The sequence below is a fragment of the Paenibacillus sp. JJ-100 genome, assembly GCF_948329825.1.
In the GTDB taxonomy this organism is placed as follows: Bacteria; Bacillota; Bacilli; order Paenibacillales; family Paenibacillaceae; genus Paenibacillus.
Map to the genome: position 1 here is coordinate 221,259 of NZ_CAOJCM010000002.1, position 23,082 is coordinate 244,340.

Annotated in this window: 23 protein-coding genes; 2 read left to right on the top strand and 21 right to left on the bottom strand. The window is 43.5% G+C overall.

What is annotated here, in order from left to right; genetic code table 11:
• Positions 1-2 precede the first annotated feature (2 nt).
• The 13 genes from PQG66_RS07595 to metH all read right to left on the bottom strand — a co-directional run bounded on the left by PQG66_RS07595 (position 3) and on the right by metH (position 14,112).
• Positions 3-833: a hypothetical protein gene (locus tag PQG66_RS07595; RefSeq protein WP_272036922.1), complete on the bottom strand. Its 831-nt coding sequence runs from the start codon at positions 831-833 to the stop codon at positions 3-5.
• On the bottom strand, positions 830-1,543 hold the full coding sequence (locus tag PQG66_RS07600; protein WP_272036924.1) for a hypothetical protein: 714 nt from the start codon (positions 1,541-1,543) through the stop codon (positions 830-832). Before PQG66_RS07600 ends, PQG66_RS07595 begins: the two co-directional genes overlap by 4 nt.
• A gap of 59 nt (positions 1,544-1,602) precedes the next feature.
• Positions 1,603-2,625, bottom strand: a complete 1,023-nt coding sequence (locus PQG66_RS07605) for an SAF domain-containing protein (RefSeq protein ID WP_272036926.1) — start codon at positions 2,623-2,625, stop codon at positions 1,603-1,605.
• Positions 2,626-2,651: 26 nt separating this feature from the next.
• Positions 2,652-4,130 carry a serine/threonine protein kinase gene (locus PQG66_RS07610; protein WP_272036928.1) on the bottom strand — a complete coding sequence of 493 codons (1,479 nt, stop codon included), beginning with the start codon at positions 4,128-4,130 and terminating at the stop codon, positions 2,652-2,654.
• A gap of 186 nt (positions 4,131-4,316) precedes the next feature.
• On the bottom strand, positions 4,317-5,366 hold the full coding sequence (locus PQG66_RS07615; protein ID WP_272036930.1) for an SAM-dependent methyltransferase: 1,050 nt from the start codon (positions 5,364-5,366) through the stop codon (positions 4,317-4,319).
• Positions 5,367-5,372: 6 nt separating this feature from the next.
• Positions 5,373-6,152 (bottom strand): ABC transporter ATP-binding protein, encoded by a 780-nt coding sequence (locus PQG66_RS07620; RefSeq protein ID WP_442955055.1) that lies wholly within the window; start codon positions 6,150-6,152, stop codon positions 5,373-5,375.
• The gene (locus tag PQG66_RS07625; RefSeq protein WP_272036932.1) at positions 6,149-6,466 is read right to left on the bottom strand and encodes a thioredoxin family protein; all 318 of its coding nucleotides are present in this window, start codon (positions 6,464-6,466) and stop codon (positions 6,149-6,151) included. Before PQG66_RS07625 ends, PQG66_RS07620 begins: the two co-directional genes overlap by 4 nt.
• The gene (locus PQG66_RS07630) at positions 6,463-6,804 is read right to left on the bottom strand and encodes a cyclic-phosphate processing receiver domain-containing protein (RefSeq protein WP_272036935.1); all 342 of its coding nucleotides are present in this window, start codon (positions 6,802-6,804) and stop codon (positions 6,463-6,465) included. The genes PQG66_RS07625 and PQG66_RS07630 overlap by 4 nt, the downstream gene beginning before the upstream one ends.
• A gap of 18 nt (positions 6,805-6,822) precedes the next feature.
• The gene (locus tag PQG66_RS07635) at positions 6,823-7,671 is read right to left on the bottom strand and encodes a deoxyribonuclease IV (RefSeq protein ID WP_272036937.1); all 849 of its coding nucleotides are present in this window, start codon (positions 7,669-7,671) and stop codon (positions 6,823-6,825) included.
• Positions 7,661-8,482, bottom strand: a complete 822-nt coding sequence (locus PQG66_RS07640) for an Fpg/Nei family DNA glycosylase (protein ID WP_272036939.1) — start codon at positions 8,480-8,482, stop codon at positions 7,661-7,663. The genes PQG66_RS07635 and PQG66_RS07640 overlap by 11 nt, the downstream gene beginning before the upstream one ends.
• A 7-nt stretch (positions 8,483-8,489) precedes the next feature.
• Positions 8,490-9,299, bottom strand: coding sequence for a TIGR01457 family HAD-type hydrolase (locus PQG66_RS07645; RefSeq protein ID WP_272036941.1), 810 nt, complete (start codon positions 9,297-9,299; stop codon positions 8,490-8,492).
• A 353-nt stretch (positions 9,300-9,652) separates the two neighbouring features.
• Positions 9,653-10,597: a ribonuclease Z gene (rnz, locus tag PQG66_RS07650; RefSeq protein ID WP_272036943.1), complete on the bottom strand. Its 945-nt coding sequence runs from the start codon at positions 10,595-10,597 to the stop codon at positions 9,653-9,655.
• A 74-nt stretch (positions 10,598-10,671) separates the two neighbouring features.
• Positions 10,672-14,112 (bottom strand): methionine synthase, encoded by a 3,441-nt coding sequence (metH, locus tag PQG66_RS07655; protein ID WP_272036945.1) that lies wholly within the window; start codon positions 14,110-14,112, stop codon positions 10,672-10,674.
• Between the two features lie 179 nt (positions 14,113-14,291).
• Between metH and PQG66_RS07660 the strand changes: the two genes are divergently transcribed.
• Positions 14,292-14,837: a cupin domain-containing protein gene (locus PQG66_RS07660; RefSeq protein ID WP_272036947.1), complete on the top strand. Its 546-nt coding sequence runs from the start codon at positions 14,292-14,294 to the stop codon at positions 14,835-14,837.
• 159 nt (positions 14,838-14,996) lie between these two features.
• On the opposite strand, the gene PQG66_RS07665 is transcribed toward PQG66_RS07660, so the two are convergent.
• From PQG66_RS07665 to PQG66_RS07700, 8 genes are all read right to left on the bottom strand, one after another.
• Positions 14,997-15,671: a GntR family transcriptional regulator gene (locus PQG66_RS07665; protein WP_272036949.1), complete on the bottom strand. Its 675-nt coding sequence runs from the start codon at positions 15,669-15,671 to the stop codon at positions 14,997-14,999.
• 105 nt (positions 15,672-15,776) lie between these two features.
• Complete coding sequence (locus PQG66_RS07670) at positions 15,777-17,423, bottom strand: ABC transporter substrate-binding protein (RefSeq protein ID WP_272036951.1); 1,647 nt, start codon at positions 17,421-17,423, stop codon at positions 15,777-15,779.
• A 38-nt stretch (positions 17,424-17,461) separates the two neighbouring features.
• Positions 17,462-18,334, bottom strand: coding sequence for a carbohydrate ABC transporter permease (locus PQG66_RS07675; RefSeq protein WP_272036953.1), 873 nt, complete (start codon positions 18,332-18,334; stop codon positions 17,462-17,464).
• 12 nt (positions 18,335-18,346) lie between these two features.
• On the bottom strand, positions 18,347-19,309 hold the full coding sequence (locus tag PQG66_RS07680) for an ABC transporter permease (RefSeq protein WP_272036955.1): 963 nt from the start codon (positions 19,307-19,309) through the stop codon (positions 18,347-18,349).
• A gap of 639 nt (positions 19,310-19,948) precedes the next feature.
• Entirely contained in the window at positions 19,949-20,740 is a 792-nt protein-coding gene (locus tag PQG66_RS07685; RefSeq protein ID WP_272036956.1) for an HAD family hydrolase, read from the bottom strand.
• 28 nt (positions 20,741-20,768) lie between these two features.
• On the bottom strand, positions 20,769-21,281 hold the full coding sequence (locus tag PQG66_RS07690) for a hypothetical protein (RefSeq protein WP_272036958.1): 513 nt from the start codon (positions 21,279-21,281) through the stop codon (positions 20,769-20,771).
• 133 nt (positions 21,282-21,414) lie between these two features.
• Entirely contained in the window at positions 21,415-21,624 is a 210-nt protein-coding gene (locus tag PQG66_RS07695; protein WP_272036960.1) for a DUF896 domain-containing protein, read from the bottom strand.
• Positions 21,625-21,719: 95 nt separating this feature from the next.
• Positions 21,720-22,097, bottom strand: coding sequence for a LysM peptidoglycan-binding domain-containing protein (locus tag PQG66_RS07700; RefSeq protein WP_272036962.1), 378 nt, complete (start codon positions 22,095-22,097; stop codon positions 21,720-21,722).
• Positions 22,098-22,393: 296 nt separating this feature from the next.
• On the opposite strand from PQG66_RS07700, the gene lexA reads away from it, so the two are divergent.
• Complete coding sequence (lexA, locus tag PQG66_RS07705) at positions 22,394-23,020, top strand: transcriptional repressor LexA (RefSeq protein WP_272036966.1); 627 nt, start codon at positions 22,394-22,396, stop codon at positions 23,018-23,020.
• Positions 23,021-23,082: the final 62 nt, after the last annotated feature.

Here is a 23,082-nt window from a genome sequence, read left to right on the forward strand (position 1 = left end):
AATCAGGCTCCCCTTTCCAGCCTCTTCAGCACAGTACGCATACCCGCACCATCCATGACCAGACGAGCGAGTTCACCCATGCCGTCGGAAAAACTTCCTTTGCGGACATCCTTCTTCTCACTCCAATTTTCAAGTTGCAGATATCTGGCTACATCCCTGCGGTTCATAGCATCCAGAAATCCTGTCTGATAAGGGATAGCGGACAGACTCTCTTTGTACCTGAAGCTGCGTTTAATATTGGAGAGACTGGCGCGAGAATGTGAATCATACTTGTTGATGAGAATGTGTAGATTATTTCCACTCAATTGTTCAGGTAGAATCTGTTTAAAAAACATGTCCAAATGTCTCATATCTTGATTCAGAACAACAACAACATAGTCTGAATGCTGCACCATATATAGTGAATCCACACTAGTGGATCCTGCATCGAGAAGAACCAGATCATAACATTGATTGGCGGCCTCTAACAGCGTTTTCAACAACCTCCTATTCTCATTTGTAGTGCGCTCGCCCCTGTTCATGCTTCCGGTCAGAAGATCGAGTCTATCCTTCACAAGCGGTTTCGTGTAATCCCTTAAGTTGTGCTTACTCAGACTACCGCTCAGAAAAAGCCGTTCAACAGCGTCCCAACCGTTCTCTTCGAAAGAATACACAACATCATTCGAAACTTTCTCTTCCTGATGTAATCCTGCTTCTATACCGCTGTTCGCCAATCCGGTATTAACTAGGAGAACTCTGGTTCTATACTGAATTGCCATCGCGTAAGCACCGATCAAAGCACTCGATGAGCAGCCCATTTCAGAAAACGGACTCCAAAACGTAACCGTACTCATGCTCTCTTCCTCCCTGCTTCTTTAATTGCATGTCGGCTGCGAACCTTCTCCCAACCAGTTAACTGCTCCACAATACGACTTAAAGACTTTTTGTAGTTTCTAGACAGCGGGCTCAGTTCCAATCGACGATGGTGTTCATTTTCAAGCTTGACCGCAGCGCTCAGTTCATCCCAAGGGAGGATCAAGGACTCCCCAGACCATTGAAATGGACCACCCTCTAGATAAGCCCATAAATAATGAGCTTCAAGTCTACAATCTACACCATTGATCAGCATCCGCTGGAAGAGCAACTCTGCAGGAAGTTCCTGCTCCGATATTAGCTGTTCCAACCACCCTTTTCCTCGCTCCAGATTGTACCTTTCATAATTACTCACCCAAACTCGGATGTCTGCCGTTAGCCATAGATTCCGCGAAGCAAAGTGCAGCGTCTCCACGTCATATAACACATAATCATAATTGTCCAACGCCTCACCGTTTATCTGTAAATGATGTTCAACTGCTGTGGAGGTGACAAAATGACAGGCAATGTCGAATCCCTCAAACTCCGCAATCCGTAAAGATAACTGATGATCTCCAATGCTGTATCCATATTTTTGCTGTAGTGTACCATCCACTAGCAAAACTCGCTTTCCTGTAGACGCAAGTATTTTGCACAGATATAACATCAGATCATTTTTCTCACACAAACCTGCAAAAATCCATATGTGCACTGATCAGCGCTCCCTAATCTCGTTTTAATGTTGTTATCTGAATATATTATTGAATGGTTTTACTTATTTCCCATAAGAAGTTGTTGCTGTTCATTCATTGTGGCGGATTGGGTGACGTCTGTCCCATCTCCAACTTGATCTGCTATCTTATTTCCGTCACCGTCACTCCAGATTGTTCCGTCTGCCTCTGATGAATCGTGTGGTGTGGGCCTCTGGTTATACGTAACCGAGGATTGCGCCACATCCTGCTCAACACCTTTGGATGGTGCTGTCATGGAAGCAGCCAGCGAGCTTTCAAGTGAGCTTCTAACTTGTCGTGATAATTCTTGTTCGGCGTGACGAACAATATTAGGATCACTTTCCAGCAACTTCAATACTTCGGAATTGGCCGGATATGTTGGAATCGCCGCTGTCTGAAATTGTGGTTCTACATAAGTTAAAGCGTAGATTGAAGCTTTATGTAAATAGGCATCTACAATGGCACTGGATAGCGACAAAATCTCTTCTTCAGTCATCGTAATCCAAAGTGTTGCAGCATTTAACTGTTCCACTTTTTTCTTGGATAAAAGAATATAGTCCTGACCTGTGGGAAACTGAATTCGGACGTCTATGATATCGCCCTTTGCAAGTGAGGAAGGCAGTAATACAACTTGCAGTTCCCGATTTCTTAGGTCTGGTGGTGCCGGTGTATCTTCATATACCATCTCTGTTGTAATCGCTGTTCCTTTTTTTAATTCAATCTTGGCTGAATGCCCTTCGAGCTTCTTCGTACTTGACCATAAATTCCGAGGAGCTTGCGCATCAGGTATAGCCATCAGCTTCATGTCATTGGGCAGTATAGGTTCTCCTGCTTCAATATCTCTTAGCGTGACCCAACCTTGGGCACCAGAATTCCACTGCTGTAACAGTGCAGCTTCTTTCTCCTCATAGGCTGATAAATAACGAGTCTCTATAGCAGATCGAACATCATCTGATGTTTTGAACTGGTATATTACGTATCCGCCAAAAATTATACCCACAGCTCCTGCTCCAATCAGCCCTGCAAAAATCAACTGACGACTTTGTTTTCTTAACTTGGACAAAAAAGGCTCTCCTTTCGTTATCTCCTCTACTGGTGTATTTTTCTACGTGAAAAAAATGAACGCTTCTGGGGCTGTTTGGCCATTAAATGTCCCAAAATTTGTGAAAACACTTTATCCATCTGTGACTCCTTGTCAAAAGGATCGAGTTGTAGAGGCAACCCGTACACATTGGAGGTATCGAGCGTTTTACGTATACGATTCACAGCATCTGCAGCAGCAAGAGGGAGACAGTATATCCATTTTTCCCGGGGATAGCGATGGTGTGTACGCACAAAAGCACTAATCTCTGCTTGCTTCCATTCTGCGCCTGAACCGATAACGATAGGCAGATCTGCACGTAGAAATTCCTCAAAACGGTTCTGATCCTGACCGCTTCCGAGGTCCATCACGATGAACTGATAGCTCCCCCCTAGCAATGATAAAATATCTGCTCGGCCCGACTGCTTCCAATAATGCACCCCATCCACTACAAACTTCCTACTGGATGCTACTGGTGTACTGCCTAGCACTATATGCTGGATTCGTGTAAAGGATTGAGAGCGAGGTGACATTTCAATAACGGCAACTTTGAAGTTCTGTCTCTCCAGATAATGGCTTATGGCAATGGCTGTATGCGTTACACCCGCACCAGCTGATGCACCCATAAGTGCGATCACCCGCGTCCCTCCACTAAGTGTCATGTGACGATCTGAATCGGGTGCTGTTAATCCTGGTATGCGAAGAAGCTCTTTTCTGACCTCATCAGCCGATTGAAACCGTTCCTCAGCATCATATCGCAACAGCCGCCTAGCAACAGGGATGTAAGTTCGCGGAATATCACTCCGTATAGAACTTTCTACCCCTTGAATCCATTCGGTATAAGCTCCGCTTGTCATCAGATATAACATCAGAGCACCAAGACCATACAGATCTGAGCGGGCATCTGTTTGCCCCGAACCGTACTGTTCCGGAGCCGCAAATCCAGCGGTCCCTAGTTTAACTGTGTCTTCCACATGCTGCTTTTTATAATTACGAGCAATACCAAAATCAATTAAGCATACTTCATGCTCCGGTGTAATCATAATGTTAGACGGTTTTAAATCCCTGTAAATGACTGGAGGATTCAGATTATGTAGATAACTGAACACATCCAACAATTGATGTAGAAATCCTGTGAATTGCGCTATCGGAATTTTCCCACGGTGCTGCTTGAAATAGTCACTTAGAGTGAGCCCTTCAATGTATTCCATGACCAAGTAGGTATATCCCTCTTCATCAGGTGCAAAAAAATCAACAATCTGCGGAAGTCTCGGATGGCGCAGTGATGTTAGCAGAGCTGCTTCCCTCTCCATGCTACCTTCATAGGGCATCTTCGTAACACTTTCTTTCACAGCCCATATTTTCCCTGGTAGCTTCAGGTCCTCAGCCTCATACACATGGCTCATTCCTCCTGTACCAAGAATGGATAGGATACGATATCTCCCTCCCAGCAGGCTTCCTCGTTCCAGCCTGGCCGGATGTCTCATAGATTTACCTCCTCTCACACAGCACAAAAAAGGGAAAGCTTCTCCGAAAATAAACAAAACTGGGATTCCAGTCTTGTTCTTTTCGGGATGCTTTCCCTTGGATTTCGCACTGTGATGGTTAATATTGGTATCATTATAGTACACATCATCATATATTGTAAAGCAGAAATTCCACAATAAAAATGCTTAATATTTAACCATATACAATGTGATCTCTTCACGATTATGAAACAGCTGTTTTGAACGTTGAATCTGCATACGAGATCGTTCGAACGTATCAATCACTTCTTTGATAAGCGCAAGTGGTTTTTTATGCATCAATTTTACCGTTACAATTGCGGTTCCACCGGATTGAAGACTATACAAGAGATCGGATACAAGCTTGCTCATCAGCTTGGGACTCCAACTCATATCACATACAAGCAGGTCAAACTCACCTTCACGAAAACGAACATCACCTGCATTTTTCTTCAGAAAGGTTAATTTAGGTGACGTCAGTAAAGATGCATCCATTTTCGCTGGGTCAACTGCTGTTACCTCTAGACCACGCTCAAGCAAAAACGATGTCCATCCACCGGGTGCTGCGCCGATATCCAAAGCTCTGTGAAAAGAAGTAAAATCAATACCAAACGTCTGCTCGGCTTCAAGTAACTTAAACTTGGCTCGCGAAATTTGCCCCTCTTCCTTTTGAAATCGAATTGCTCCGCCGCTCCAGTCTGACAGGTTCTGTTCCGGTCTAGACACACCGGCATACAACATGTCATCCGCCGCAAATACCGAAATGACATAATCAGCATCACGAGTGACCCACTCACATCCTAGATCAACCAGCTTTTCAGTTAATGTTTGTTTTAAAGATGCGGCATTCTCATGCCAAAAAGAACCTTCCGTTTTGCGAGTCTGTATGACGACCTGAGCACCCGACAATTCTTTATGGTTCGTAATAAATGCAATTAGCTTTTCGAAAGACTGTTCCACATCTTCTGCATTCTCTTGAAATTGAACGGGCTGGATGTGACGTAAAAACGTTGGGGATTGTTGTAGCAATCTAACCGAGACCTCTTCCTCTGCTGCTGGCAATCCTGCAAGTAAAATTTCTCCTGGAACGAGCACGGAACTCTTAACTGCCCCAAAGGTACGGCGTAGCTCTTCCTGCGCATAAGGCGCGAAACCATGATTGGCAGTGCATATAAAGCGGGAAAAATCTGATTCTCCCTTAGACGATTGTATACTCAACTTGTGTTACCCTCCAGAACGTACGTGTATCCACGGTCGATCTTCATGCCACTGAAGTTCTACCGGAATATCATACGTAAGCTTAATTGTATCTTCTGTTAATATCTCATGTTTCGGTCCAGCCGACGCAATGCGTCCATCTCGGATTAAAGCGACATGAGTAAATAATGGCACGATCTCTTCCACATGGTGAGTGACGTATACCACCGTTATATTTCGCTGGCGCAAACGATCGATCTCGATCAGCATTTTCTCGCGTTCATATAAATCTAGTCCTGCACAAGGCTCGTCCATAATAAGCAATTTAGGTTCAGCCATCAACGAACGTGCCAGCATGACTTTTTTACGTTCTCCTTGAGATAATGATCCAAGCGGTTGATTTGCCAATTTCGCGAAACCCATTTCATCAAGCAGTTGAATCGCTTTGGCTTTCACTTCATCGGGGATTGTCTGATAAAAGCGTAAAAAGGCATAGGCACCTGTAGCGACAACTTCCCACACCGGATCGCGTAATGTCAGTTTCTCAATCAGTGTTTGACTAATATAACCGATTTCCTTGCGAACCTCCCGCACATCGCACTGACCATACACATTACCGAGCACCTCGATACGTCCTGTACTTGGAAACATATAGCCATTCATCATCTCAAGCAACGTAGTTTTACCTGATCCGTTACGACCCAAGATAACCCAGTGTTCTCCTGGTTGAATATGTAAATGAACGTCATCCAGGATCTGATTTTCTTCACGGCGAAGCGAAACATGCTCCATCATAACGATACTCATTTCAACACCGCTTTCCGAATTTCATTGAGCAGATGTTCAACCGAATTCATACGGTACACCATTGAAGGCACATCCACCTCTCCATCAAACAGCATTAACGCTGGGACACTCGAAATCTGAAACTGCTGTATAAGTTCAGGAATATCATGAATGTTCATTTCATATAAAACACCTTCAGGTAACATATGCTCAGCAACCTCCAACATACGGCGTGCTGCCACACACGTTCCGCATAACGGGGTATAGATAAACACAGCCTGTGGTACACCTTCCCATACACCACGCATCAACATCTTAGACGTGATTGGCTTCATAGTTCCTCAGCCTCCGCAGCCACTCGAAGCATGACTTCACCTGTCATCGGGCCGTTATGGATAACAACGGACTCAGGTTTATTACTATACAGAATCTCGTACATTTGACGTTTTCCATACATGCTCGATGTATGCAAATAGATTTCACGTGGATACAGCCCTTCCCTTACAATCGCAGCAGCAATCTCGCCACCGTTCATGGAATCGGGACCAAGCTCATAATCGAGTGATAAAATGTCTACTTCGCCTTCTCTCAACAATAAAAGGCATTCCTCTGCGTTGGTAGCCAGAACAAACCCTTTTGGACAAGCACGATAATCATCCAGAAAAACATGCATCGTCTTGCACCTCCCAACTTATAACCAGGAACGCATGAGCTGTATATCTTCACGGTACGTTCCATCTTCTCCAGTTTCTGTCTCCAATACAACAACGGCTTGTTGAATTTCGGGCGATTGCAGCAGTCTCTGCATCGATTCATAGCCGATATACCCTTGGCCAATCCTCGCATGTCTATCCTTGTTCAGACCTGAAGCGTATTTGGAATCATTAAAGTGAACAGCAGCTAGAACATTCCAATATCCAAGCTTCCGACCCTTATCTAACAAAGCCGCCTCATCTCCGGTGGTCCACATCCCTGAAGCAAAAGCATGACATGTGTCGAAGCAAAAAGCAATATGTTCCGGGTACCGACTTAGCTTGCGAATCTGGATCATCTCCTCCATAGTTGTTCCCATAGGGCCATGATCACCTGCCTGATTTTCAAGCAAAATCTTAGATTCACCCTGCCACCCTTCCAGCGCGGTATCCAGACATTGAATCAAATTGTGGTATCCTTCCAGTGGGTCCTTCGTTTGAACGTGGCCAAAATGAACAACCGTTCCAACAGACCCGCATGCATCCGAGATCTCCAGATCATTACGAATGGAAGAAACAATCGCATGAAACCCCGCCTCTCCACGGGTCATGCCAAGTGCCGGATTCGTGGGATAGGGAGAGTGAGCAATGGATGCTAACCCCTGCTCCTCGCACCACTCCCTGCACAGTGCAGCATCCTTCAGATCCAGACGTTTCAAATTGAGACTGCGTGGGTTTTTCGGAAAATATTGAAAAGCCGTTGCTCCCATCTCATAGGCACGCTTGGCCGCCTGCAAAAATCCACCTCTAGTGCTGACATGTGCGCCGATGCCGGTTTTAGGCTTCATGCTGACATTTCGGACAGAAAAATGCCTTTTTGCCCGTAATTTCAACTCGCTCGATCGTTCCCCCACAGCGTGGACAAGCCTCTCCTTCTCGGTCGTAGACCCGGCACTGCTCATCAAATTTCCCTGTTTTGGTATCTCCCTGCATCAGTGGCATTTCCATATATCCACCCTCAGATGCAGCTTCTCGAAGCACCGATTGCATGGAATGATACAAGCGCTCTACCAATTCAGGTGAGTTCGCAATATTTTGAGTTTTCGAGCTTGGTCTTAGCCCAGCAGCAAAGGCAATCTCATCCGAGTAACAATTGCCAATGCCCGCAATGATATGTTGATTTACAAGCGTTGTTTTAAGTGTACCTCTGCGCCCTTTAAGCAACCCAGCAAAACGCTCCTTATTCATTCGGCGATCCAGCGGCTCTGGACCAAGATCAGACATTGCCGCTTCCGTTTCCTTCGAAGTCATCAGATGTAAGTAACCTAGACGTAGGCCGATAAAGAATAAAATATGTTCTCCGAATTGTATTTCCACTTGTGTAGAGCGGTCAGGACGCTCGTTCTCTGTGCCCCAGAACAGCATGCCACCTAGCATAAGGTGTAACACAAGTCGTTTTCCGTTTGCGAGATGAAAGATCAGATGTTTGGCACGGCGCTCCACGAAAACAATGCGATTGCCTGTTAACTCCTGTATGAAGACATCAGGAGGTGTATTAATCGTTTTTTCGCGGTTCACAATTACACCAGTAATCGGCAAATCAAGTATATGCTCAGACAATAATGTCCGGTAATTTTCCATTTCAGGTAACTCTGGCATTCTTTATCTACTCCTTTTTGGAAGCCTGGTCTGCCTGTTTGGCTAACCATGCAGTCAGTGTATGTAAATCTTCAAATACATGATCTGGACGTGCTTTCACCGCCTGAATATGCCCATCCATATTTTCATGAGTTGTCACGCCCGTTAATACAAGCAATGTTTCACAACCCGCAGCCACGCCTGCAGCAATATCTGTACGCATATTATCTCCGATGACAGCCACTTCTTCAGCTTTCTTATTCAACCTGCGAATGGCTGATTTCATAATAATGCTTGAAGGTTTGCCAATCACCGTTGGCTGTACGCCGGTTGCCGCCTCAATAGCAGCCCCTATCGTTCCGGCACCAGGCATTAATCCATCATCACCCGGTAGCTGAAGATCTGGATTTGTCAAAATATATTGAGCTCCTCCATTAATCCAGCGAAGTGCTTTCGTTAACTTTTGATAGGAAAATTCGCGGTCTATACCTTGAATCACGACTTCGGGCTGATCCTCCGTCAGAATTAAACCAGCTTCCTCTATAGCCTGAATCAGTCCTGTTTCCCCGATACACGCTACTCTCGCCCCTGGAGATTGCGCCGCAACGTATTCAGCAGCAGCCACCGCTGAAGTACATACTTCTGATGCATCGGCTTCAATCCCCATCCCGTTCAGATGATCGGCTACACCTTGAGGTGTACGGGATGAATTGTTCGTTACGAACAAAAATGGTACCCCCTGCTCTTTCAGCGTCTGGATGAGCCGATCAGCTCCATCAATACGATGCCTTCCATGATAGAGCGTACCATCCAGATCAATCAAATAGGCTTTAATCATACATAGCACGTCCTTCCTTCATTGCGTTAACATTTTATGCTATTAATAAAAATTAGGTAACGAACAACACCTGCAATCTATGTATTCAAGCATGTAAAATATTCAATCTCGGAGAAACACACAACCAGTCGAACCAGATCGAACTCAGACGGTTTGACTCACGCGTCTTCTGTACAAGCTTGTCATTTCCTGCGCTTTCCCGGAAAATAATTCAGAATATTTCCCTGCTCATATTGCCCATCCTACACGCTTTCAGACAAGATTGCAAAAGGGACCTTGGGAACATTCTCCCTCAGTCCCGCTGCACTTTACCGGTAGTTGATTAAGGCCTGCTCCATCTTTAGGCCCTTCAGCTATTGCGATGTATTTTGCTTGCCATGAATAATAGGAATAAGCTGGTGCTCGTTCGCAAGTCGTGTATTTGGAAAAATGGATTTCGCTTCTTCTAAAAGAGGTTCAAGTTGTTCCTCATCCTTATAACGTGAGCTGAAGTGAGTCATAATGAGCAGACCTACATTCGCTGCCCTTGCCGCTTCCGCTGCCTGTTTGGAAGTACTATGATAATACTCATGTGCCGTATCGGCTAGATCTTGCATGAAAGTCGCTTCATGAATTAGTACATCTGCATCTTGGGCTAGCGGCACAACGTTATCACACGGTCGCGTATCCCCCAGAATGGTGATAACCATCCCTCGTTTTGGGGCACCCAGAACATCCTCTGGACGTACCGTTTCGCCACTATCCAGTGTAATCATTTCGCCACGCTTTAATCTTCCGAATAAAGGGCCTGGTTTCAGACCGTATTCTGCCAATTTGGCTGGGTCGAGACTGCCTGGTCGATCTTTCTCCGTAATTCGATACCCATAGCTGTCAATCCGATGTTCCAGCAGAGCTGATTCCACGATAAAACTGTCATCTTCAAATACGATCCCACCCGTATGCTCCACAATATTTAATTCATAATTTAACCGGGATTGACTTAGCTCCAAAGTTGTTAGAATCATCCGTTCCGTTCCTGGCGGACCATACACCGTAAGCGGTGTTGTTCCACCCTGATAAGCTCTGCTGGACAACAAGCCTGGTAATCCGAAAACATGATCGCCATGCAGATGGGTAATAAATATTTTTTCTAATTTACTTAATTTGAGTGGTGAACTTAAAATCTGATGCTGCGTTCCTTCCCCGCAGTCGAATAACCACAACGCTCTGCGTTCATCCAACAAACGAAGTCCAATGGACGTTACATTCCGTTGGAGCGTTGGTACACCAGCATTGGTTCCCAGGAAATATAGTTCCATTCTGGATCGCACCTCTTTCTGTTGCCAGCAAAAAACCCCCGACCATGCGGAGGGCTTGCTGACAACTTACCAATTTATGCTTTTTCGACGTTAAAATATTTGGCCTGTGGATGGCTGAACACCATCGCTGACACAGACGCTTCCGGTTCCATCATGAACCCTTCCGTCAATTCTACTCCAATATCTTCAGGCTGCATCAGCTTGAATAACGGCCCCTGATCTTCCAAATCAGGACAGGCTGGATAACCGAAGGAAACTCGAATCCCCTGATAGCGTGCGCCATGACGTTGCTTCATGGTCATATCAGCCGGATCCGGGAAGCCCCATATATCTCTCATCATATGATGCACACGTTCCGCCAATCCTTCTGCTACTTCCAGTGCCACCGACTGCAATGCATGGGATCGTAGGTAGTCCCCTTGCTCCTTCCATCTCGTTGAGAGCTCACGTACACCATGTCCCGCAGTAACCACCAGGAAGCCCACATAGTCCATTTCACCTGATTCAACAGGCTTTAGGAAGTCAGACAGACACAAGAATGGTTCCACCTTTTGACGTGGGAACGTAAAGGTATGGAGGATATTGCTCGTGTCTTGCGGATCATAAATGATGATGCTATTGCCGCTCGACTGTGCAGGGAAAAAGCGATACATCGCATGAGCCTGAATGATTCCATCACGAACCGCTTCCTGCATAATACCGTCTACGACTGCTTTCAGATCAGTTGCTTTAGGATCACCGGCAGCGAGTAACTGCTCAACAGAGCCGCGCAGCCCCAGATGATGACCAAGAAGCATTTGCATATTCACATATGGCAGGATATGTGATAACGGATAATTCCGCAATGTGTGACGCTCCAGATCAGGTGGTACAAGAACCGGATGATCAGCGGAAATGGCTGAACGTTCTACACGAGTAAGCTCAGGAAGCGCCTGAACTTCTCCTGCGTTTGAAGCATCCGCTTCTTTTTCTGCTTCCATATCAGCTTGCATCGCTTCACGCGTAACAGGATTCATCAACTTATTCGCCAGATCCAAGCCATCCATAGCATCCTTCGCATAGACAACCATTCCATTATATTCTGGACGAATGCGGTTCTTCGTGAACTTACGTGTTAACGCTGCGCCACCTACCATAATAGGTACATCGATTCCAGCAGTACGCAAATCTTGAGCGGTGAGGATCATCTGCTGGGCAGACTTTACGAGCAGACCGGAAAGGCCGATCGCATCCACCTTTTCTTCTCTGTACGCCTCAATAATACGCTCAGGTGGTACTTTTATACCCAAATTTATGATACGGTAACCGTTATTGGATAAGATGATCTCCACAAGGTTTTTACCGATGTCATGTACATCTCCCTTAACCGTGGCAAGAATAATCTTCCCTTTAACAGAAGTTTCGTTTTTCTCCATAAACTGTTCGAGATAAGCAACAGATGCTTTCATAACTTCCGCGCTCTGAAGCACCTCAGCCACAATTAACTCATTGTTGTTGAAGAGCCGTCCAACTTCCTCCATACCCTGCATCAACGGACCATTAATGACTTCAAGCGCTGAATATTTGGTGAGAGCTTGCTCGAGGTCAGGTAGAAGTCCCTCTTTGCTCCCTTCAACGACATAAGATGCAAGACGCTCTTCTAATGAAAGGTTGGATATTTTTTCTTTCTTCTCCACCTTTTTATTCCGGAAAGCTGCTACAAACGCAGCGAGTGTGTCATCATTTGTATTATACAAAAGCTCTTCAGAGAGCCTGCGCTCTTCTTCTGGAATAGATGCATAGCGCTCGAGCTTTTCAGTATTCACAATGGCATAATCCAGTCCAGCTTTGGTACACTCATACAGAAAAACAGAGTTTAGCACCTCACGGCCAGCTTCAGGCAACCCGAAGGAAATGTTACTGATTCCTAGAATTGTATGACATTCCGGCATCGCTTCCTTAATGATACGAATTCCTTCAATGGTTTCCTTGGCTGAGCCGATATACTGTTCATCACCCGTACCTACCGGAAACACTAGAGTATCAAAAATAATATCTTCAGGCTTCAAGCCGTATTTGTTCACCAGTAAATCATACGAACGTTTGGCCACTTCAAGCTTGTCTTCACGACTGATCGCCTGACCTCGCTCGTCAATCGTACCAACCACCACGGCACCGCCGTATTTATGCAACAGTGGTGTTACCAATTCAAATTTCTCTTCGCCATCCTCAAGGTTAATGGAGTTAATGATCGCCTTCCCTTGACAATATTGTAAAGCTGTATTAATAACCGCGGCGTCTGTAGTATCTATCATTAACGGGACCTTGACCTTTTTGACAACCAGTTCGAGGAACTTGATCATGTCTTCCGTTTCTTCGCGGTCAGGGTCTTGTACACATACGTCAACGATGTGTGCTCCGTTTTTCACTTGAGCCCGGGCAATTTCTGAAGCTTCTTCGTATTTTCCTTCGACAATGAGTCGTTTGAATTTTCTTGAACCTAATACATTGGTACGCTCACCAACCATGTAAGGACGATTGTCCTGCTCAACATACACTGGGTCGATCCCAGACAAAGCTGGTGGATGTGTACCGTTCAATTCCCTTGGGGGGTATTGGGCGAGCATATCCCGCATTGCCTTGATATGTGCTGGCGTTGTCCCACAACATCCTCCAGCAATATTCAACCATCCTTGTTCTGCAAAGGCTCCAATTTTCAGAGCTAGCGAATCTGGTGATTCGTGATAGTTACCATTTTCATCAGGTAAGCCAGCATTAGGATAACAACTCACAGCTACTGATGCCATACTAGACAGGGAACGAATGTGATCACGCATGAATTCCGGACCGGTCGCACAGTTTAGTCCCACTGAAATTGGGTTAAGGTGTTCTAAGGATATATAAAATGATTCAATGTTCTGGCCCGCCAGGGTCGTACCCATTGGTTCGATTGTTCCTGAGATCATCAAAGGCAGCTTCGTTCCACTCTGGTCAAAAGCCTGCTGAATGCCAATGCTTCCTGCTTTGACATTGAGGGTATCCTGTGAAGTTTCAAGCAGTAGCGCATCAACGCCTCCCTCTATTAAAGCAAGGGCTTGCTCGAAATAGCTGTCGACCAACTCTTGGAATGTCACTCCGCCAGTTACAGAAAGTGTTTTGGTTGTCGGCCCCATCGCACCGACCACATATCTGGGTGACTCAGGTGTGGAAAAGCGGTCAACCGCTGCCTTAGCAATTCTAGCTGCTTCCAGATTTATTTCCCGTGCACGATCTTGAATATCATATTCAGCAAGCACGACTGAAGTCGCACCGAATGTATTGGTCTCTATTAAATCGGCCCCTGCTTCCAGATACTCTTCATGAATACGCTGGATTAGGTCTGGACGGGTAAGCACCAACATTTCATTACATCCATCCAGATCTTCACCGCCGAAATCCTCGCTGGTCAGATCAACTTGTTGAATCATTGTCCCCATTGCGCCGTCGAGGATCAATATTCGTTGTTTTAATGCATCATGTAGACTAAGCTTATCCAATACCTTCACCCCCGCAAAACGTTAAATCTTAGTTTAACAGAAACTTACTTAATGTGAAAGATCGGTTTTTCTCCCGAAAAGTCCCGGTTTTACGGGAATGTAAGTAGAATTGTGAATCGACAAAATTTGAGCAATCCGCTATAATATCAATTAATCCAAGTGGAAAAGAGGGAAAGAACATGGCTGAAATTGTTATCCGAAATACGAACGAACGCATCACTGGAGACGAGAACGTTCGAAATTTTTTGAACAAATATGATGTTTTATTTGAAAAGTGGGACGCTTCCAAATTAAGCCCTGATCTGCAAAATAACTTTGGTCTGACCGACGACCAGAAGCAAGAAGTATTGGAAACCTTTGATTATGAGATCAAAGATCTAGCGGCTCGTCGTGGTTACCAGATCTGGGATGTGATCACTCTCTCCGAACAAACACCTGATATTGAAGAAAAACTCGCTAAATTCGAGGAGATCCATACTCACGCCGAGGATGAGATTCGGGCCATTGTTGCCGGTAAAGGGATCTTTGTCATCAAGGCAACAGATGATACAGGTTATTTTAATGTCGAGTTGTCTCCTGGAGACGTTATTTCCGTTCCCGAGAATACCCCGCACTTCTTCACATTAATGGAGAACAAACAAATCATTGCGGTACGCCTGTTCATCGAAAAAGACGGCTGGATTGCCGATCCCTATCCGGACCCAACCTTTATCAAGAATGCATAAACTTTAGGTTCAAGGTTAAATGCAATATCAATCAAACCCCTAACTCATATGAGTCAGGGGTTGACTTGGTTCTGGATATATTATGTCTTGTCTTGTTCGCTCCGGTGACTAAAAGTATGGTAAACAAGAGCATGAACAACAACTCCACTCTGGCAGACCTTAAATAAAATAATGAGGATACTTATCTTTTAACATTTCCTGTTCTACCACTACCAGTCTGAGATGTGCTTCCATGACCTGTACAGCTTGTTCCGGCCGGCGCTCTGTCACCAATCTCAAGATCTCTTTGTGTTGAGAGATAATGACTTCGAGATTCGAATCTTCGGCGAGTCGTAGCAATCGCAGTCGATTAAACGGCATGTTTAACTGTTGCAACATCTTCCACGTTCGTAGCTTTCCGGTACCTTGAAACAATATCTGATGAAACTCCTCGTCCAGCTCGAACAAGCGGTAAAAGTTCTTTTTGCCCATACACACTTCCTGCATCGCAATATTGGTTTCTAATCTGAAAGCATACTCGTCCGGAAATGAGGCACAGGCTAACATGACGATCTCCTTCTCCATCTTTTCTCTCGTAAACCTGCCTTCTTCAACATGCTCCAGGTTAATATGAGAAACGATCGTTCCACTCTGTGGGATAATATCCAGCAATTCTTCCTCTGCCAGCTTCATGAAAGCCTCTCGCACAGGCGTGCGACTTACCTGTAATTCATCTGCAATCTCTTTCTCAGATATTTTGGTGCCCGGCTTCAGTTCCAAATGAAGAATTCGTTCTTTTAACAAATTATAAGAATAGGCTCGGGTAGAGCCCCTCGTTTTCTGATTAAATGCCATGCTTTGACCTCTTTCTCTCAGCCATATTCCCTTATCTTAGCACAAACTACCGTTCCACTTAAATATCTTCAGCGAAACGGTAGCTGGGCTTCTTTCTAATACATTTTATTGTTTGTTTTCTTTGTATACCTTGTACGTGTCATTTGCCATCTTCACATAGTTGGACAACCCTTGACTCTCCAGCTCTTTAATGAAAGTATCGTAATCCGATAACTTACGTTCACCTAGTATAAACTTCAATGTATTCTGATCTGTGTAGTCTTTCAGCGGTGTGCTAAGAAGCGTTACTCGTTCACGATCCTCCGAAGAATACGGAATTGGCGGCTCTGCCGGAATAACTTCTTTGATTTCTTTCATATTTTTCTGAAACACAAGTTCCTCTTCGCTGAACATGGATTGTAGCAAATCAGTTGTTCCTCCGTATGCAAAAACACCGCCAGAGAATCCGAAGTCAATACGTAGGTCTTTCGTGCCCTTAGGATTCAATCCATTGTAATTGATGTCTTCTGCCAATTTGCGTTTACCGCCTTCTTTGGTGTACGTTTCGTTCTCTACACCCCACTTCGCGAATTCCTGACCTTCGTCACTGTAATACAACCAGTCAATAAATTGAATAATGGCTTTGAAGTTGTCAGAATCTTTAATTTCCCCCGAAATCATTACACCATTTTCGAGCCTTGATCCCGACATTAACTGTCCTTTTGGCCCTCCTGGAACTGTAATTTTGGTAATCGAGAACTTTCCTTCACCCAACGTTTTATTCATATCATTCCGATGAAGCACGAGTGTCTGTGAGTTTCCATTAATCATAAATGATTTGCCCGAAACAAATTTTTGTGTAGCTTGATCATCGTCTTGTGTGAGACTTTCCTTATCGAGTAGTCCTTCTTCAACCATTTTGTTAAAGAACGTAAGCAACTCTTTGTACTCCGGTGTTGTCGCTGTATAGACAAATTCATCCTGATCGGCTTTATAAGTCAATCCGTTTCCATAACCCCATCCAGCCTTAGTGCCATATCCGACAGCTGCAATGCTGAGTGTGCTTTTGAACTCGAAGCGATCCGAGAATGGAATGGAATCCGGATAAATTTCTTTTAATTTCTTCGCAGCAGTGTAGACTTCATCCCAAGTAGTAGGAATAGCGATGTTGTTCTTTTCGAAAAGGTCATTCCTTACGATTAAGGTGTAATCCGGCCACACTTCCTCATGTAATCCAGGTAAGACGTAATACTTGCCATCTTCCTGCTTAAGCCCTTCAAGTTCAGGTTCGAGCTTCCATTTTTCTACCTTATCTTTGAAGTGAGGCATGAGATCGATGTAATCACTGATCGGCAGAATCGCTCCCGAGGATACAAATGGAGCCTCTTCACCTGGATAAGTCTTAGGAATAACAAGCGGTGCATCTCCGGAACTGATTAATAGCGATCTTTTTTGCGGATAATCACTCATCGGCACAATTGTTGGCTCCAGGGTAACTCCTGTCATCTCGGTGATCTTTTTGAAAAGCAGCCAATCTTTTTTGTATGGATACGTCGGTTGGTCACTATATAAAATAGAAAGATTAAACGGTTCTGTTGCTTTAAAGGTATCACCCACTTTGTAGTTCTCCATCGCTGATTTCGTGCCTACCTCCGAAATATCTGGGCCCGTTCCAGCTCCACCACTGCTACAAGCAGCGAGAACAGCTGACATCGTCATAGCCAAAATCATCTTTCCAATCAGTTTACGCGGCTTCCTTTTCAACACGTTCATCCCCTTTGTTTTAAAATCTAACACCATGTGTGCAATGATTACTGCTTAACAGACCCTAACATGATACCGGTTACAAAGTAACGCTGTACAAATGGATAGATGGTTAAGATCGGAAGGATCGTTAAGACCATAGTTACCGATTTGATATTAGCTGCAATCTGCGTCAGGTTATCCGCAGAGGTCGCACCAGCAGATGCTCCGCTAGTTGCTCCGGCAATCATGTTGCGCAAATAGATTGTGACCGGAAACAGCTCTTTTTTGTCCATATACAAGAAGGCCGGAAACCATGAGTTCCAATGACCAACCGCGTAGAACAGCACCATCGTAGCCATGACCGCTTTACTTAGAGGCAAAATGATGCGCAACAGAATACCGTACGTATTCAAACCGTCGATTGCTGCAGCTTCCTCGAGCTCTTCCGGCATGTTCTCAAAAAAAGATTTCATGATGAGCATGTTATATATGCTTATTGCACCCGGGACAACGAGAGCCCACATGGTGTTATTGAAACCAAGAGAATTGATCAGAACGTAGTTAGGAATCAGACCTCCGCTAAAGAACATTGTAAACACGGCAAACATCGTCAGAAATTTACGTCCCATCAGTCTTTTTTTAGATAATGCGTAAGCAAAAATGGTTGTCATGAACATGGAGATCAACGTACCTACGACCGTATAAATAATGGTATTTTTATAATTCAACCAGAACATGTTGTCTTTGGATATGGTTTTATACGTGTCTACATTGAAGCCCCGAGGGAACAAACTTACCTTGCCTGAGTTAATATATGCCTCACTGCTGAAGGATTGGGCGACCACATTAAGGAAGGGATACAGGGTAATAAAAACAATAAACAGCAAGAACATGACATTGAACACTTTAAAAACCTTGTATGATCTGGATTCCTGCATGATGCTCCTCCTTTACCATAAACTTCGTTGTGTCAATTTGCGTGAGATTGCGTTCACTGAGAAAACCAGAGTCAGCCCAATTACGGATTCGAACAAACCAATGGCTGTGGCATAACTGAAATTGCTGGACTCAAGACCCACACGATACAAATAAGTTGAAATTACATCAGAAGTCTCATAAATAAGTGGATTATACAAAAGCAAGATTTTTTCGAAGCCTACGGCCAGGAAGTTCCCCATATTTAAAATCAGTAGCGTTACAATCGTTGGCAGGATGCCTGGAATCGTTACATGGATCGTTTGTTTCCACCGATTTGCTCCATCGATGCGAGCCGCTTCATACAAAGAATCATCAATTGTGGTCAATGCAGCCAGATATAAAATCGCTCCCCAACCCATACCTTGCCAGATTTCAGAAGAGATATATATGGTTCTGAACCATTCTGCACGCTGCATGAAAGGAATGTTATCACCTGTAAAAAAAGCGACAAGTCCGTTGATTGATCCATTCACTGCAGTTAATTGAAGAATCATACCTGCTACAATAACGATGGACAGGAAGTGAGGTAGATATGAGGCTGTCTGAACGAACTTCTTGAATCGTTTGCTCTTCACCTCGTTGAGCATTAATGCAAAAATAATCGGCATCGGAAACGTAAATAGTAATGCAAGTCCGCCGAGCATGAGGGTGTTACTGAACACGCGCCAGAATGTCGGGTCCTCAATGAACATTTTAAAATAACGAAAACCTACCCATGTTTCTCCAAAAATACTTCCGCCCGGTACAAATCGCCTGAAAGCAATGATATTTCCTAACATAGGACCATATTTGAAAATAATCAGATAAATGATGGGAAGAACTAACAACGAGTACAATTGCCAATCTTTACGAATTAACGCAGCTGCTGTCCGCAGCCTGTTTTCTTTGCGTACAGATATTACAGGAATTGCTGCCTTTGCTGTTTCTGACTCCATGTGTTATTCACTCCAATCCATAACTTGATTAACAAATACATCGTTTTATTGGATTCAAATTCTCTTTTTTCTAGTTGAAAAGCCTTTATACACTGTCCAATTCACAATTCACAATTCACATTCACCCCCACTGCAAAGTAAAAATATCGTTTTGAATTAGTTGTTATGTAAAATAACCATTCAGTCGAGTAGAGTTTCATTGCAATCGAGCACTCACTTTAGATGGTTCTTTAAGAGAAAAGTTCGGGAATGAAGCGCTTACAATATAAACGATAAAAATGAAGTCTTTCTTCTGGTTCTTCTGAAGGGAGATATATCATTTTTAATCATAATTAAGATACAAATTCGAATAACTAACGCTTGGAGTTAATATGATTGAAATTGATGACTTACCAGTTACATTAAATACTAGTCATACTAGTATGTTAGTTGTATTCTAAAGCAGTCATTTATTTATTTCAATATCTTTTTCGTAAAAAATAAAAACTCACTTGTAACAATGTACTAATAACACAGTTACAAGCGAGGTTAAAAACAAAAAATGGGTTGCGACACATGATAGAAAACATCATCCATGCCACAACCCATACTAGATCACAATGAAAAAGCAGATATTAGTTTTTTTACATTAATCGATATTTAGAAATTAGCGATTAGGCCCTCTAACTCTGATAAATGTTTAATTTCATGATCTGGCGAGTAGGATTCATTATTTACTTTATTCTCACGGTTGATCCAAACTGCTCGAATACCCGAAGATAACGCTCCACGAATATCCGTTGTTAATTTGTCGCCTACCATCATACTTTCTTCTGGTTTGACACCCAGTTTATTTAAAGCATGTTCGAAAATAGATGGGTCCGGCTTACCTTTCCCAAAGCTTCCCGAGATAATGATCTCATCGAAGAATGGAGATAACTCAGGTACACCGTCTAACTTCTCTTGTTGCAAAGCAGGACAACCATTGGTCAATAGCAACAGTTTGTACTTTCCTTGTAAATGACGTAATGTATCCATCGTTTCTTCATAAACATGGGGTCTAGATCTGCGTTCTGTGCCGAACTGTGAGGCCAATCTTTCAGCTAATTCTTCCCGATCAACACCAAGCTTTAATAAGCCACGTCGCCAGGATTCCTTCCGGTAGATAGGAGCCAACTGTTCAAGCTGACGAAATTCCGGTTGCTCCCCTCCCGTGAAGTTCGCCCATAATCCTTCAAAAGGATTGATTCCAATCATTTTGGTAAAAGGAAATGTTTCGTAGGATTCATATAGTTCACGTGCTTCGTTACGAACAGCCTCTTCGAGTGCTTCAGCATCAATGCCCGTTTCTGCTGCTGCAATTACACAAGTTTCATGAAAAGCCTCTCGAACACTGCGCTCGTCCCACAATAAAGTATCATCCAGGTCGAACATAATTGCTTTCAATGCCATTCCGATCATCTTCCCCTTTATACATTAATTACTTATCAATGGTTTCTACGGTGATCTGGTGTGCTTTTGCAAATTGCATCAAACGTTCTGTAATGGCTTCCGTATCGTAACGATTTAACAACTTGGTGAAAACCCATCTTTTCCCACGGCTGTTATGCTCGATTACAACAGTACCTGGTTCAAATCTGAACTTGATAATATCATCAACGCCAATGGAGCGTTCACGGTTCCCTTTGGTCGTAATAATCCGGTTGCTGCTGATTTTAATGTAAGGACGGCGAAGCATAAAAATAACTGCCAACAAGACATACAGTAGCATCGTGACCCAATCCCAGGTTGTCATCGGAGCTTGCACTAAAAAGGTGCTCATGAATAGATATAAAAAAGCCAGTCCAATTAGAAAGATCGGGAATAACAAGCTTCTTCCTTTGTAAATATTTTCACCTGGATTTCCCACCACTGATTGACCGCTTTTTTTACGTTGCTGGTTTAATTGTTTCGAATTTTTTCTAACCGCTCTCTCGAACGAACGCCGCGACATGTGAATCCCCCTTATGTGTCATGTATCGGTTTATATGCTTAATAACAAACCGATTTTCCCCCTTATTGTAAGCATTCTCAACTAACATGAAGAAACCTAAATATCATAATGATATGTTTAGGTTTCAATAAGGTTAATGTTTGAGTTTGCCTTGGTGGCCTTGGCCTCTTGGATCATCAACAATTTCGATCGAATCTAACTGTTGTCTGAAATTGTTACGAATATTACCCAAATAGATTTCTCTCAATTTAGCACGCTCAGTAAGTTCTTCCTCTGACAGTCCAGTGGATTTTTGCTTGCGAGCCAATTCGTTAATACGTGCTACCAGACTATCTATATCCAAGCTTGTCCCCTCCAAAAATACAAAGTCATATTAACTTTGACATGATCAAGGCAGCTTGTCAAGTTGGCGCGCGTCAAATTAAGTATACATGAATTTTATTTAACAAACTGAGGTAGAATCAGAACTTGTCCAGTCTGGATTGTCGTTGATGCAAGTTGATTCACTTTTATGATTGCTTCTATATATACACGTGTATCCATCGTCGCTGGTTTATGCTCTAGAGAAATACTCCATAACGTCTCACCTTGGGAAACAGCAATTTTCCCTCCAGGAAGCAAATCATTTTCATTACCTGCAAAAACCGTTAGCACAGTGCTACAGCCTATAAATACAATTAATGAAGCAATGACTAATTTGATTAGCCCTTTAGAAAGTTTAAAACGTGTTAATATTGTTTTCATTTGCCCTATGTTAGAATTCACAACCTCTGAATTTACTGGTTCATAAATGCTCTGATAAGTTGAATATCTCATTATGTATCCCGCCTCCAAACGTTTGTTCCTATCTCTTGGAAACAATATAACACGAACACTTGTTTTGTTCAAGAACTTTTTTAGAACAATTGTTCGCTCTTTTTCCCACTATAAAAATTCCTTTTTCCGAAAATTTTCATCTGTTTAAACTCAAATTTAAGCTATCTATGCTACAATCCATGATCAATTGACAAAAAATATTTAAATTTTGCAAATTATTTAGAACTTACGTTTGTACGAACGGAGGTTCTATGTTATAATTTTCCCAAACGTTACTAAAATGGGGTTGATACGGTATGTCGAAGATATCCAGCAGGCAACAGGCTATTCTGGAGTTTATACGTAATGAAGTCCGGTTGAAGGGGTATCCTCCTTCCGTACGAGAAATTGGTGAAGCGGTTGGACTGGCTTCCAGTTCCACGGTTCATGGACACTTGGATCGTTTAGAGAAAAAAGGTCTGATCAGACGTGACCCTACCAAGCCAAGGGCAATTGAGCTGTTAAGTCAGGAAGAGTCAGAGCATTCTCATCAATTTGCCCACAGCGTTGCACGAATTCCAGTCGTGGGTAAAGTAACCGCTGGGGTTCCAATTACAGCAACTGAAAACATCGAAGATTACTTCCCGCTCCCTACTCATTATGTAGGCGATCAAAAAGTGTTTATGCTTTCCGTTGTTGGGGACAGTATGATTGAAGCCGGTATCGTGAATGGGGATTATGTCATTGTTCGACAGCAACAAACCGCAGATAATGGAGACATTGTTGTGGCCATGACTGAGGATGATGAGGCAACGGTTAAGACATTTTATAAGGAGAAGGATCATATTCGTCTCCAACCTGAGAATGCAACATTTGAGCCATTGCGTTTGAAACATGTGAGTATTTTAGGCAAAGTGATCGGTCTTTTCCGTGACATTCATTAATTCACTTGGATTACTAATTCATAAAACATCGTTAATATGTTTTTACTGATGCAATACAGAAG

Coding starts and splice junctions, on each gene's coding strand:
- PQG66_RS07595 (WP_272036922.1), bottom strand. CDS start 833: ATGAGTACGGTTACGTTTTGGAGTCCGTTTTCTGAAATGGGCTGCTCA.
- PQG66_RS07610 (WP_272036928.1), bottom strand. CDS start 4,130: ATGAGACATCCGGCCAGGCTGGAACGAGGAAGCCTGCTGGGAGGGAGA.
- PQG66_RS07620 (WP_442955055.1), bottom strand. CDS start 6,152: ATGAGTATCGTTATGATGGAGCATGTTTCGCTTCGCCGTGAAGAAAAT.
- PQG66_RS07625 (WP_272036932.1), bottom strand. CDS start 6,466: ATGAAGCCAATCACGTCTAAGATGTTGATGCGTGGTGTATGGGAAGGT.
- PQG66_RS07630 (WP_272036935.1), bottom strand. CDS start 6,804: ATGCATGTTTTTCTGGATGATTATCGTGCTTGTCCAAAAGGGTTTGTT.
- PQG66_RS07635 (WP_272036937.1), bottom strand. CDS start 7,671: ATGAAGCCTAAAACCGGCATCGGCGCACATGTCAGCACTAGAGGTGGA.
- PQG66_RS07640 (WP_272036939.1), bottom strand. CDS start 8,482: ATGCCAGAGTTACCTGAAATGGAAAATTACCGGACATTATTGTCTGAG.
- PQG66_RS07645 (WP_272036941.1), bottom strand. CDS start 9,299: ATGATTAAAGCCTATTTGATTGATCTGGATGGTACGCTCTATCATGGA.
- rnz (WP_272036943.1), bottom strand. CDS start 10,597: ATGGAACTATATTTCCTGGGAACCAATGCTGGTGTACCAACGCTCCAA.
- PQG66_RS07660 (WP_272036947.1), top strand. CDS start 14,292: ATGGCTGAAATTGTTATCCGAAATACGAACGAACGCATCACTGGAGAC.
- PQG66_RS07665 (WP_272036949.1), bottom strand. CDS start 15,671: ATGGCATTTAATCAGAAAACGAGGGGCTCTACCCGAGCCTATTCTTAT.
- PQG66_RS07670 (WP_272036951.1), bottom strand. CDS start 17,423: ATGAACGTGTTGAAAAGGAAGCCGCGTAAACTGATTGGAAAGATGATT.
- PQG66_RS07675 (WP_272036953.1), bottom strand. CDS start 18,334: ATGCAGGAATCCAGATCATACAAGGTTTTTAAAGTGTTCAATGTCATG.
- PQG66_RS07680 (WP_272036955.1), bottom strand. CDS start 19,309: ATGGAGTCAGAAACAGCAAAGGCAGCAATTCCTGTAATATCTGTACGC.
- PQG66_RS07685 (WP_272036956.1), bottom strand. CDS start 20,740: ATGGCATTGAAAGCAATTATGTTCGACCTGGATGATACTTTATTGTGG.
- PQG66_RS07690 (WP_272036958.1), bottom strand. CDS start 21,281: ATGTCGCGGCGTTCGTTCGAGAGAGCGGTTAGAAAAAATTCGAAACAA.
- PQG66_RS07700 (WP_272036962.1), bottom strand. CDS start 22,097: ATGAGATATTCAACTTATCAGAGCATTTATGAACCAGTAAATTCAGAG.
- lexA (WP_272036966.1), top strand. CDS start 22,394: ATGTCGAAGATATCCAGCAGGCAACAGGCTATTCTGGAGTTTATACGT.